At 49.1% G+C, this 12,259-nt stretch carries 9 protein-coding genes; 3 read left to right on the forward strand and 6 right to left on the reverse strand.

The genetic code is table 11. The annotated features are described in order from the left end of the window. Together pstC and AC9UFE_RS05715 are read right to left on the reverse strand one after the other, a co-directional pair. Nucleotides 1–685, reverse strand: a 685-nt coding sequence (pstC, locus tag AC9UFE_RS05710; RefSeq protein WP_509546726.1) for a phosphate ABC transporter permease subunit PstC, incomplete at its 3' end; no start/stop codon positions are given. A 91-nt stretch (nt 686–776) separates the two neighbouring features. Next, complete coding sequence (locus AC9UFE_RS05715; protein WP_509546729.1) at nt 777–1,856, reverse strand: phosphate ABC transporter substrate-binding protein PstS; 1,080 nt, start codon at nt 1,854–1,856, stop codon at nt 777–779. 173 nt (nt 1,857–2,029) lie between these two features. Between AC9UFE_RS05715 and AC9UFE_RS05720 the strand changes: the two genes are divergently transcribed. Next, nucleotides 2,030–2,911, forward strand: coding sequence for a DMT family transporter (locus AC9UFE_RS05720; RefSeq protein WP_509546731.1), 882 nt, complete (start codon nt 2,030–2,032; stop codon nt 2,909–2,911). Nucleotides 2,912–2,922: 11 nt separating this feature from the next. Here the strand turns inward: AC9UFE_RS05720 and AC9UFE_RS05725 are convergent, their stop codons facing one another. Continuing rightward, nucleotides 2,923–4,455 carry a glycerol-3-phosphate dehydrogenase/oxidase gene (locus AC9UFE_RS05725; RefSeq protein WP_509546734.1) on the reverse strand — a complete coding sequence of 511 codons (1,533 nt, stop codon included), beginning with the start codon at nt 4,453–4,455 and terminating at the stop codon, nt 2,923–2,925. A 113-nt stretch (nt 4,456–4,568) separates the two neighbouring features. Here AC9UFE_RS05725 and glpK point away from each other — a divergent pair, with 113 nt between their 5' ends. Continuing rightward, on the forward strand, nt 4,569–6,053 hold the full coding sequence (glpK, locus tag AC9UFE_RS05730; RefSeq protein WP_509546737.1) for a glycerol kinase GlpK: 1,485 nt from the start codon (nt 4,569–4,571) through the stop codon (nt 6,051–6,053). A gap of 3 nt (nt 6,054–6,056) precedes the next feature. On the opposite strand, the gene AC9UFE_RS05735 is transcribed toward glpK, so the two are convergent. The 3 genes from AC9UFE_RS05735 to AC9UFE_RS05745 form a co-directional block, all read right to left on the reverse strand. Continuing rightward, a complete protein-coding gene (locus tag AC9UFE_RS05735) occupies nt 6,057–7,250 on the reverse strand; it encodes a carbohydrate ABC transporter permease (protein ID WP_509546740.1) in 1,194 nt (397 codons plus the stop codon). Continuing rightward, the gene (locus AC9UFE_RS05740) at nt 7,250–8,977 is read right to left on the reverse strand and encodes a carbohydrate ABC transporter permease (RefSeq protein WP_509546743.1); all 1,728 of its coding nucleotides are present in this window, start codon (nt 8,975–8,977) and stop codon (nt 7,250–7,252) included. Before AC9UFE_RS05740 ends, AC9UFE_RS05735 begins: the two co-directional genes overlap by 1 nt. Nucleotides 8,978–9,059: 82 nt before the next feature. Continuing rightward, a complete protein-coding gene (locus AC9UFE_RS05745; RefSeq protein WP_509546746.1) occupies nt 9,060–10,364 on the reverse strand; it encodes an ABC transporter substrate-binding protein in 1,305 nt (434 codons plus the stop codon). A 345-nt stretch (nt 10,365–10,709) separates the two neighbouring features. On the opposite strand from AC9UFE_RS05745, the gene AC9UFE_RS05750 reads away from it, so the two are divergent. Further along, nucleotides 10,710–12,259 (forward strand): beta-galactosidase (locus AC9UFE_RS05750; RefSeq protein WP_509546749.1); only part of this gene is annotated, 1,550 nt, incomplete at its 3' end.

Consider the following 12,259-nt stretch of genomic DNA (forward strand, 5'->3'; position numbering starts at 1 on the left):
CTAGGGCTCTTCCGAGACCAAGCATTGCTGAAGAGATTATTCCTGCTTTTCCAAACGGTAGTACAGCCATCTTTATAACTTCCCAGCGAGTAGCGCCAAGAGCCAATGCTGCTTCCTCGTGGAGCCTAGGTGTCTGCAAGAAAATCTCTCGAATCAATGCAGCCATGATGGGCAAGATCATGATTGCTAGCACGATTCCAACAGTCATCATCGTTCTGCCGGTTGCTGAAACGGGTCCTTCAAAAAACGGAATCCAGCCAAAGTTCTCACTTAGCCAGAGATAGCCGGGGTTTAGAAATGGGGCTAGGACAAGCATTCCCCATAACCCGTAAACAACGGATGGTATAGCTGCTAGTAAGTCAATGGAGTAACCGAGGATCTGAGAAACGCGCCTAGGGGCAAAGTGTGAAATGTATAAAGCAATTCCAATAGCCAGTGGGGTTGCGATTAGGAGAGCGATGATTGAGGCCAAAACTGTTCCAAATAGAAATGGTGCAACATAGGCAAAGAATCCATCTGGGGAAGCATCTTGCTCACTCAAGAAAGCGGGTACTGATTCAGCAAACAAGAAAATAGCAACCGCGGCAAGGATCACCAGGATTGCAACTCCGGAGCCTAATGCAAGATTAGAAAAGACAAGGTCACCAATACGACGCTTCACAACTGGAGCTTGTGATGACATCATTCTCCTCGGCAAATAGGTGATTCAAGACTGATTTTTGCTCAAAGCCCGGCTCAGCCGTAAGGCTGGGCCGGGCTTCGAGTTGATTCTATTACTACTTGATAGCGTCGATAATTGCTTGTGCCTTCTCGCGCAAGCTGGCACTAATCGGTGCTGTACCTCCGGCAGATGCCGCGGTAGCCTGGCCCTGCTCAGAGATGATGTATGAAGCATATGCCTTCACTAGTGTGGCGGCTTCTGCATCTAGGTACTCGTTGCAACCAGTTAGGTAGGACACTAGAACGATCGGGTAAACCCCGGCCTCAGTAGTGTCACGTGCAATCTTGTAAGCCAAGTCGTAAGACTCTCTGCCTTCAACTGGAGATGAAGCTTCGATAACCTTTGAAGCTGCTTCTGCACTGTAGGAAACATAGCCGTCTCCAACCTTGATCGCAACAGTTCCTAGGTCTCCTGCCTTAGAAGCATCTGCGTAACCGATTGTTCCGTTACCTGCGGTTACAGCGTCAACAACACCGGAAGTTCCCTTTGCGCCCTCGCCACCGTACTCGGTTGGCCAGGTCTCAATTGCTCCGACTGTCCAAATGGTTTCAGCGGTCTTGCTTAGGTAGTCAGTGAAGTTCTTGGTGGTTCCAGAATCGTCGGAACGGTGAACTGCAGTGATGGCCAACTCTGGAAGTTCAACGTCTGGGTTCTGAGATGCAATTGCATCGTCGTTCCACATTGTGATCTCGCCAGCGAAGATTCCAGCTACAGTAGCTGCGTCTAGGTCAAGGCTTGAAACACCGTCCAAGTTGAAGATAACTGCAATTGGAGAAATCCAAACTGGGAATTCCCAAGGCTTGGTTCCAGGAGCACAAGCAGCGAACTCTAGAGCAAGCTCCTCGTCCTTCCAGTAAGAGTCAGTTCCAGCAAATACAACTCCTCCGGCGGTGAACGCTTCGCGTCCAGCTCCAGAACCAGAAGGATCGTAGTTGATGGTAACTCCAGGGTTAGCGATTTGAAATTCTGCGATCCAAGCTTCTTGGCCGCTACCCATTGAAGAAGCACCTGAGCCGCTGATGGTGCCGCTTAGAGTTGATTCTGTAGCGGTTTCTTCGTTTGATGCAGCTGCACAGCCACTCAAAACTAGAGCGCTAGCTCCAGCAATAGCTGCCAGTTTGATTAATCGTGACATGTAGTACCTTTCATAAGATGTCGGGTTGACAGACACCAAGTTAACTCGACCCCCCAAACAGGGGTTGTCCTGAAGGTGAACGAACGGGAAACTCTTTTTGTACATTTGGCCCAGATTCCTTGATCGCTGGCGGCTTCAGCCCCGCCAAGCAACTTGGATAAACTTTGAGGACTATGAAGCTAAAGTCCTGGGGAGTAATCGCACTGGTTTTCGTGGCTGTTGTCTGGGGCGCTGGGTTTGTCCTGATGAAGGACGCCATCTCACAGCAACCAGTATTTGACTTTTTGGCCACTCGCTTCACCCTTGCCACTTTGGTCATGATTGCTATACGCCCTCAAGTTCTAGCCTCAATCACCAAACAGAACCTGTTTAGAGGTTCCGTTCTTGGCGTCATGCTCGGTCTTGCCTACATCACCCAAACAATCGGCCTAGATCTAACAACCGCCGCCATCACTGGGTTCTTGACTGGCCTGTATGTCGTCTTCACACCACTTCTTTTCTGGTTTGTTTTCAAGAAAAAAGTAGAGAAGAAGGTAATTGTTGGCACCACGCTGGCGCTAACGGCTTTACTTTTCATTTCTTTCAACGGAATCTCATTTGATCCAGGTCAGGTCTGGCTAATTGCTTGCGCGCTGCTTTTTGCAGGTCACATCATCGGCCTTAGCTTCTGGAGTAACGCCAAAGACATTTACCCTCTCACGGTTATTCAATTGGGTGCAGGGTCGGTTGTTTGCTGGATGGGTGCTGTGCCAGACGGGTACCAGCCACCACCCAATGCTTTTGTTTGGGGAACTGTTGTATTCACAGCAGTGTTCGCAACTGCCATGGCCTTTTTGATTCAGACTTGGGCGCAATCAATCATGGACCCTTCCAGGGTCGCAATCATCTTGACTGGGGAGATTGTCTTTGCGGCGGCTATTGCAGTTGCCGTTGGGCAAGAAGTGTTGTCAGCGCGAACAATAATTGGTGGAGTTTTGATCGTGGTAGCGATGCTTATTGTTGAGTGGCCTGACAAGAAAAGTAAGAGCCCTCTAGATCAGCCCCACTTCACCTAGCCGGATCGCTTCTAACTCAGCTGGCGATCTTTCAAGAAGGACTGTAGTTTTTGGTTGTCCTTGATTTCCTGCTTGCTCCTTGCCATAGCAATCGGGAGCCGTCGCCTTAGAAGGTCCTCAGCAGTCTTGACCTCCTCATTCTCAGCAATCACTGCTAGCTCGCCGAAGGTTATAGCTAGGCCCTCAAACACTAGCTCCCGGGCTTCTGGTTGGCTTTCTAGCAGCTCGGCAATCTCTAGCGCCCTCGAGCCGTGACGGCGCCACAATTGATTTGCAACTTGCGCCGTGATTGCACCTTTGGAAATTAGATTCTTGACGTATAAATCAAAAGCTGTCTTCGCCTTCGATCCTTCTTCCCCAAACCATGGTGCTGACGCCGCTCCAACTGGAATGAATTTTCTGACCTTGTGTACGATTTCCTCGCCCACATTGATGCAGTCAGTGAATTTTCCACCAAGAATTGAGATAACTCCCTGGGGGTCAGTTTCAACGCTGTGCTTGCGGGATAACTTATGCCAATCAGATTTGGAGTTGTCCTTGTTTCGATCCACAACTAAAGCTCTTACTCCGCATCGTTCCGAGATGATGTCAGCAACTGTTAGGGGTTGATCAAGTGTCATGGATAGGTTAATTTGCCTCAAAACAAATTCACGATCCTGCTCTGTAACTTCCTCAAGAGGATCTAATACCCTTGTATCCGTAGTTCCGATTACACTTCGATCGTGCATCGGGATCACATAAAAGATTCTTCCCTGCTCGTCCCAAAAAGTAAGTACGCGCTTGTCTGAGGTGAGCTTTCGAACCACGAGATGGATACCTTTTGAAAAAACTAGATCTTTCTTGGTTCTGCTGCCAACCAGGTCATTTGATTCCTTGGCAAATGGGCCGGCCGCGTTCACAATAACTTTTGCCCGCACATCCAATTGCTCACCAGAGATTTGGTTCTTGATCCCAACCTTGAAGCCTTCAGAAACCTTAGTTATGTCTTGCACGCGGTGGTAGTTTTTCACCGTTGCACCAAGCTCGCGCGCTCTAGATACGAAATCCCAAACAAACCTGGAGTCGTTGTCAGGCATTACGCCATCAAAGTACTCAACCGCTCCCCTCACGTTTTCGGCGTAAACAGTGGGTTCAACCATCTTCAGTTTTGCTTTTCCAAACAGAGCCGGCATGGGCGTCGAGAACAATCCGATAGCCCAGTAAAAAAGTGTTCCGAATCGGCCAAGTAGCTGACCGAAAGGTGCATTGGGTCCCAGGGCTGCAAAGAATCCCATATTGATAATCTTGGTTGGGTAGTTCCTCATGAGTCTTGCCCGTGCCCTACTTAGCTTGAACACCAGACCAAATTCATAGCTTTGGAGGTATTTGATACCTCCCCAGATTAGGTTGCTTGATTGGCTGCTCGTGAGCCCACCAAAATCTCGTTCATCGGCAAGGAAGACCTTTAGTCCTCTGGCTGACAGTGCAGCGGCAGATACCGCACCGTTAATTCCCCCGCCGATTATGACAACGTCATAGTCTGTTGAGGAGGTGTTTTCGGGCATGTGTTTAGGGTATGAGCCTCAAGTTACAACTATTCGATTATGCAGTAACGTTTCGGCAACGAGTTTTATAACGAACAGGTAACCCCTTTCTTAGCTTTGCTAATCTGTAATTTATGTCCATTCTCTCTATCGATGCAGGTACTACCGGTATCACCGTCTTAGTAGTGTCTACTTCCGGAGCAATCTTGTCTCGGGGTTATCAGGAATTTAACCAACACTTTCCTAAGTCGGGTTGGGTCGAGCATGATCCCGAAGAGATTTGGCAAGCCACTCTCAGCGCCACAGCAGCAGCCCTTTCGGGTTCAACAGATGCTCCAACGGCCATTGGAATTACCAATCAGCGTGAGACCGTGGTGCTATGGGATAAAGACACTCTGAAGCCGGCTAGACGCGCCATTGTTTGGCAGGATCGAAGGACCTCCAACCTGGTGGTTGAACTACGAAACTCTGGGGTCGAAGCTAGTGTTATTGAGAAAACAGGGCTCGGCTTAGACCCGTACTTTTCCAGCACCAAGTTTTTGTGGCTTGCTCAGAAAGAACCTGAGATCTGGGAAGCAGTCAAGTCAGGACAAGTTCTGATCGGAACCGTCGACTCCTATCTAATTGCAAGAATCTCTGGTGGCCAGTTTCACATCACCGATGCCTCAAACGCCTCCAGAACCCAACTTCTAAACATCGACACCGGTGAGTGGGATGAGCAGTTGCTGGAGATGTTCAAGGTCCCTCGAAGCGCGCTGCCTGAAGTAGTGTCCAGCTATGGCAAACTTGCCAAGAGTGACCCAGCTAGCTTTCTTGGTCTTTCGATTCCGATTACTGGAGTCGCGGGTGACCAGCAAGCAGCCCTCTTTGGTCAAGCTGCCTTCGAAGTTGGAGAAAATAAGTGCACCTACGGAACTGGCGCTTTCATCTTGAGCAATACTGGCGCTAATCGAGTAACAAGCTCGAGAGGGCTTCTAACAACGATTGCCTGGAAAGAACCCACTGGAAAGACTTTTTATGCCCTCGAGGGTTCGGTGTTTATTGCAGGAGCGGCAGTCCAGTGGCTACGTGATGGCCTGGAAATCATTGAAACCGCACCTGAGGTCGAATCTCTTGCCCTGAGCGTAAAAGACAGTAATGGTGTTGTCTTTGTCCCAGCACTGACTGGCCTCGGAGCTCCCTATTGGGATCCCTACGCCAGAGGAACAATTTTCGGGCTAACCCGAGGAACAACCAAAGCTCACATCGCCAGAGCAACTTTGGAGGCCGTTGCCTTCCAGGTTAGAGATGTGGTGGACGCAATTTCGCAAGACACCCAGAATGCCCTAACGGCTCTACACGTTGATGGTGGAGCAGCTTCTAACGATCTATTGATGCAGCTTCAGGCCAACACTCTTGGCATCCCAGTTATCAGGGGTAAAAATCTTGAGTCCACAGGATTGGGTGCAGCTTTTCTCGCTGGCATTGGAAGCGGAATCTGGTCCACAAGAGCCGAGCTAAAAAGCATCTTTGAACTCGACCGAACCTTCTCACCTGTTGCGTTTGATCAGTGGCAGTATGTCAACTGGAAACGTGCAGTGAACATTTCCAGAGGCTGGGCCCACCAAGGAGAAGGCTAACTTCTAGCCCTTTAGTCCAGAACTTTGCGCGTTTTCTACGAAAGCTCTTTGAGCAAACAAGAAAACCAAAATCGGCGGCAAGATTGCCAGGATTACTCCGGCCAGTACCAAGTTTGGCGCGTCCGCTCCTCGTCCACCCAACACGGAAAGAACAGGTGCGAGCACTGTTGCTGACTCGTTTCCAGTATTGATAACAATCAGTGGCCAGATAAATGAGTTCCACGCATACAAGAAAGCAAATGTGGTGAGCGTCGCAATTGCAGGAATCGATAGCGGCACAAATATCTTCCACAGAATTGTCCAGCGACTAGCGCCATCAATTCGGGCAGCTTCTTCCAACTCAAAAGGAATCGAAATGAAAAACTGCCTCATTAGGAAAGTTCCGTAAGCGCTAAATATAAATGGAAGAATCAATGCACCTAAGTTGTTCACCCAATTGATGCCAACAATTAGTTGGAAGAGAGGAATCAAAATCACAACGAACGGCACCATTATGGAACCTAGCCAAATTAGGAACAATTTGTCCCGGCCCTTAAACCTAAGTCTTGAAAAGGCGTAACCGCCGAGGATGCTTGTAAAGAGCTGGCCGGCAACCACCAAAATGGTAACCAAGACAGTATTAGACAAGGCCCGACCGAAGCCGTTGAGTTCAACTACTTCACCGAAGTTTCCAAGCTCTGCTTTCACTGCCTCAACTGGCTCGAGGTCAGCACTCGGATAGTAAACCTTTGTGCCTGTTGGGTCAGCTGGGTCTGCGTAGACACCGACAATCGCGCTTCCCGCTTCCGCAAATGAGTTTCCCGACTCATCGGTAAAGATAGCTAGCTCTTCTCCGTTGATTGTGACGAACTCTTCGGTTTCAGTGAATTGGTCCTTGGGTGCGAGGAAAGATTCACCTCCGGCAATTGGAGTCCACAGGCGAACTGTCAAACCCTGCTCGATTCTGGCAAGTTCACGAGTTTCAGTTTCTGAAACAGGAACCATAAACAACGGGTATTCAACGTCATTGATAACGGCGGTATCCGATGCGTAGGGCAAGAATCTTGGTGGGTATGTGTAAACATCCGAAACCGTCTTGATAGATCCGCTTACCGCTAGCAGGAAAGGAATCAAAATGATGATTCCTGTGACAGTAAGAATTGTGTAGGTGAGTAGCTTGCTACCAAGTGATTTGGCCATGCTGTTGTTTGTGCTCATCAGTTGCCCTCCGCTTGCTGGCGCTGCCTATTGAACTGCAGCAAGGTGAAAACAAAGATGATTGCAAATAGAATCCAAGCCACAGCACTAGCCTTTCCAAAGCTGTTCTGCTGGAAACCTAGTTGATACAGGTAAACCACCGGAGTAAGGGTCGCGTTGTTAGGGAAGCCAACTACGTTTGGTGAGTTCAGTGCAAATACGATGTCGAACAATTGAAGCGCCAGGATCACGGTTGTAGCAGTAATGAAGAATGTTGTTGGCCTCAACGCAGGGATAGTCACATTCCAAAAACGTTGGAAAGAAGTGGCACCATCTAGCTCTGCCGCCTCATAAAGCTCCTTAGACACCGACTGTAGACCGGCGATATACAAAACCGTGTTGAAGCCAAACTGTGACCAGACAAAAACTATGACCACTGCCGCTAGAGCAAATTGCTCAGACGAAAGCCAGGCAATCTCAACTCTGGTTGGGAACGGATCGCCGGGCAAAAAGAAGTTGAAGATGGCTAACATCTCTCCTGCTGCGTAGTTGATGAAACCCACCGAGGAGTTGAGCATCTGCTTCCAAATCAATGTGACACCAATGACGCCGGCAACGCTTGGGATGAAAAATACTGCGCGGAATACTTTGGATCCTGGAAGTCTCTGCTCAATAAGCGTCGCAAGAATAAGCGCAATCACCACCGATAGAGGCACGGCGGTGAGAAGGAAGATCATGATGTTAGTAATGGCCTTCCAAAACAAAGGATCTATCGCGCCTACGGACATTCCAAAGAGCTCAGCAATCTGAAAGTACCCGGTCGAAAGTGACTCACGGGATGCTGCAAACTCAAGGCCCAGGGTGTCCGTGTAATTTTTGAGCCCGATAAACGTCGGGGTATTTATTCCATCCCACTTGAAAAAGGACATAACAAACGAATAAGCCAAAGGTCCAGCTAGGAAAGCTAGGAAACCGATGATGCTAGGAGATACAAATAGCCAACCAGCAAGTCGCTCGTCTTCTGACTGGGTGGCATTGAGTTTCAATGAAACACTTGGGGATAACAATGCCCGCAGTTGAATTGATGCGAAAAATGCTAATCCCACGCACAGGATAGCCAGTGGGTTTGGGAAAAACAGCGAGGAAAATGCAATGCCAATTATCCAAAAGGGATTGAATTGCACCAAAAATAAAATCGAGCCCACAACGGTAAGTACTTGACCAACCCTCTTGAAAAAGTAGATAACTTTGATTTGAAAACTTCTGTCAGCCTTATTTGAAGTTGACAGATCCTCAGGATCTAATCTTCGAATTACCCTGACTGCCACTACCCACCAGGCGATACCGCTTAAAAGCACCAACAAGCCAAAAAATGAGTTAAAGAAAGATTGGCTCATGATGTCAAACAGTGAAATCATGTTTGAGATCTGGAATGCCATGAATGAGAACAGCGCTATCGCAATCACATTGCCGATGATTGCGATGCTGCGACCTCGGTAGTTGCCCTTACGAAGAAGGAGGGCAGATACCGCCTGCAAAAAGATTAAGACAACAAGGCCTGCAAATGCCGGAAGCGCAATCCAGCCCAGATCCTGCTGCAATCCGAGAATAGAAAGACCTGCGGCCAAAAAAGCGACAGATAGAAAAATCTGCCAGATCCAAACGTAACTGACAGCCACTTTGTCAATGGTTCTTGAGAGCCAATCATTCTTTCGAATGCGCTCTAAGACAATCTCTAAGTTTTTCACGATGCTCCATTTGTGTAATGCATACGCCCAGACAGATTCTGCCTGGGCGTATGCATTACCTAACGATACCTAATTGCCTGCCTTAGTTAAAAGCGCCTGCAGTTTCGGTACAGATGTTTGCCTGGAAGTCTTCCAGGGTACGGTCACCCGTGAACAGTGCTGTTACTCCGTTTCCGGCAGCAACGTCGAATGCTGGCCAGTTACCGTTCCATAGTGGACCTTCTGCAACTGGGTTGTTTGCGATGCCGTTAAGGAATGCCTGGTTGTTAGCTGGAGGGCTAAAGGTTAGGAATTTCTCAGTTGCATCTGCTGAAACGCGGGAAGGAATGTTAGCTCCAAGCTCAGAGATCTGACCCTGAACATCGGCGCTAGTTAGTTCCTGGACTAGCTTCCAAGCAGCTTCTGGGTTCGCGGTGTTAGCGTTTACAACGTAAGCGCCCCAGAACTGCCAGTTTCTTCCTTCAACAGCACCGGTTGGAAGTTCAACAACGTCCCAAGCGAAATCAGTGATCTCGCGAGCGCCAGGTGTTGCCCAGCGACCGTTGATGAACATACCTACTTGACCGGCTTTGAAACCAGGCTCAGCATCTTCACCGAATGGTACTCCGTAGCCATTGTCGTATAGACCCTTTAGGTACTCAAGACCAGCAACTGACTCGTCGCTATCTAGTGCACATGCGGTGCGGTCTTCGTTGAAGAAGCCTCCACCAGCAGAGTGAACGAAGTAACCCCAGTTAGCCCACCAACCGCCGGCTCCGAAACCTTTGTTTCCGTCGCCTAGGTCAGTAATTGCCTTTGAGGTAGCCTCAAATGCGTCCCAGTCCCACTCGCCAGCAGCTGCTAGCTCACGTGGGTCGTCAACGCCAGCGGCCTGAATTAGGTCTAGGTTCATGTACAGTGCGAATGTTGAAACGTCGCGAGGTACACCCCATAGGTAATCAGGTGAAGTTGCTCCGGTTGCCGGGTCAACTGTCAATGATGCCATTGGGCCAGCATAGAAATCAGCATCGCTGTGCTCAGTCTTTGCTGCTTCTTCGCGAATGTTCAGGATCAGACCAGCCTTAGCGAAGTCTGCGATGTCAGTTCCAGGTAGCCAGAACACATCTGGTGCTGTACCAGCTGCGATGTCAACCTTTAGCTTGTCCTGGTAAGGCGATCCTTCAGAAGTTCCAGCAACGTAAGTAAGGTCTAGACCAATACCTTTTGCTGTGATGTCATCTGAAATCGAGGCATAGACGTCAGCCTCTGCTTGGTTGTCTGGACGTGTCATCCATGTCAAGCTAACAGCTTCAGTTGAACCAGAACCGTCCGGAGATGCAGGAGCACATCCAGTCAGAATCATGGTCAATCCGAGGCCGATTGCAACAACTTTTGTTGTCTTGCGCATTCATTTCCTCCTATTAGTGGATCCGCTTTTCGATAGAAAGAGCGGCTGATGAGCCCCCTTCGAAAACTTCTTCCTTGGAGGTCCCCTTCAGCCTCAATTATTGTTTAGCCCCCAATTGGGGTAGCCAAGTTTCGGAATGTTAGCGAAAATCGTTAGATTCACCGTTATTTTTCCGTTACATTCTCTTTATTTTCCTACCTAGGGCACACTTCCCAGTGGATAAGCGGGTGCCTTGAGCTAGCTGGGGATCAAAGGCGCTGCTTGGGCCACAGATTTAGTCCATTGCTGGAATTGATACCTCTATACAGCCTCAAAATGGGTAAGTAACTCAATTAGAGTTTGAGGATGAGCCAGGACCCAACCCTAAACCAGCCCGTTATTCCTAGATTGAGCGAGATCGCCTTCGGCGGCGATTGGAACCCAGAACAGTGGCCAGAGGCCACCTGGATTGAAGATCTAGAGCTAATGAAAGAGGCCGGGGTCAACCTAGTAACAATAGGTGTATTTTCTTGGGCCATCATTCAGCCAGATGAAGACACTTGGAACTTTGCCTGGCTCGATAAATTGCTGGATTTGTGCCTTGAGGCTGGAGTTCACGTTGATTTGGCAACCGCGACCGCTTCGCCGCCGCCTTGGCTAAGCCTGAACTACCCAGACACCAACGCCGTGACTGCCGACGGGATGACTCTGGCCTGGGGAGCCAGGCAGCACTACTCACCTTCTTCGAAAGTCTTTCAAGAAAAATCTCAGTTACTAGTTCAAAAAATGGTCGAGAGATACAAAGACCACAAAGCGGTTGTGATGTGGCATGTGGGAAATGAATACGGTGCCCACACTCCTTACTGCTACTCGCTACAAAGCGAAGTGGCTTTCAGGCAGTGGCTATTAAAAAAGTACAAAAATCTTGAGACTCTCAATGATCGCTGGGGTACTCGCTTCTGGTCGCAACAGTACTCTTCCTGGGAGCAGGTAATGCCGCCACGAACAACTGCTTATTTTCCGAATCCTTCGCAGCAACTTGATTTCAAGAGGTTCTCAAGCGATGCCATGCTAGCGCTCTACCAAAAAGAGCATGAGATCATTCGATCAAAGGTAGCTAAAGATATTCCAATCACCACAAACTTCATGCGATTGTTCCCACACGCCGACTATTGGAAGTGGGCGCAGTCGATAGATGTAATTAGCGACGACTGGTATCCAGATCCATCAGACCCAGACCACCAAATTGAAAGCTCTCTGGGTGCCGATCTGATGCGCTCGCTAAAACTTGGCAAGCCCTGGCTTCTGATGGAGCAAGCTCCATCCGCCATAAACTGGCGAGCAGTAAATGGCCCCAAGGTCAATGGTTCTTACAGTCGCTGGTCAATACAGCAGATTGCACACGGTGCCGATGGCGTACTTCACTTTCAGTGGCGAGCATCGCTTCGCGGCGCGGAAAAGTGGCACTCGGGTATGGTCCCTCATTCTGGAACTGATACGAGGGTTTGGAATGAAGTTCGCGAACTAGGTAACCAGCTAAAGAAGCTAACTCCTTTGGTTGGATCAACCACCAGCTCAGAAATTGCCCTGCTATTGGATTGGAACAGCTGGTGGGCTCTTGAGCTTGACTCGAGGCCTTCGACACTGCTTCGCCAGCGGACTTTCTTGCTTGATTACTACCGACACTTTTTTGAACTCGGCTACTCGGTTGATTTTGCTCACCCCGAACAAGATCTGAGTAAGTACAAGCTAGTAATTGCCCCGAATCTTTACTTGGCAACAGACAAGGCCGTAAGCAACATCCGAAAGGCAATCTCTTCGGGAGTGAACTTTGTTCTGGGGGCCTTTAGCGTGGCGGTTGATGAGGATGAGGGAGTTCGTCCAGGCGGTCACCTGATTGACCTTAGAGATTTGTT

Origin of the sequence: Rhodoluna sp., assembly GCF_044239955.1 — a bacterium.
Classification (GTDB): Bacteria; Actinomycetota; Actinomycetes; order Actinomycetales; family Microbacteriaceae; genus Rhodoluna.

Bases quoted from the DNA above. Each gene is read 5' to 3' on its own strand.
- AC9UFE_RS05715 (WP_509546729.1), bottom strand. From the start codon at position 1,856: ATGTCACGATTAATCAAACTGGCAGCTATTGCTGGAGCTAGCGCTCTA.
- AC9UFE_RS05720 (WP_509546731.1), top strand. From the start codon at position 2,030: ATGAAGCTAAAGTCCTGGGGAGTAATCGCACTGGTTTTCGTGGCTGTT.
- AC9UFE_RS05745 (WP_509546746.1), bottom strand. From the start codon at position 10,364: ATGCGCAAGACAACAAAAGTTGTTGCAATCGGCCTCGGATTGACCATG.
- AC9UFE_RS05725 (WP_509546734.1), bottom strand. From the start codon at position 4,455: ATGCCCGAAAACACCTCCTCAACAGACTATGACGTTGTCATAATCGGC.
- glpK (WP_509546737.1), top strand. From the start codon at position 4,569: ATGTCCATTCTCTCTATCGATGCAGGTACTACCGGTATCACCGTCTTA.
- AC9UFE_RS05735 (WP_509546740.1), bottom strand. From the start codon at position 7,250: ATGAGCACAAACAACAGCATGGCCAAATCACTTGGTAGCAAGCTACTC.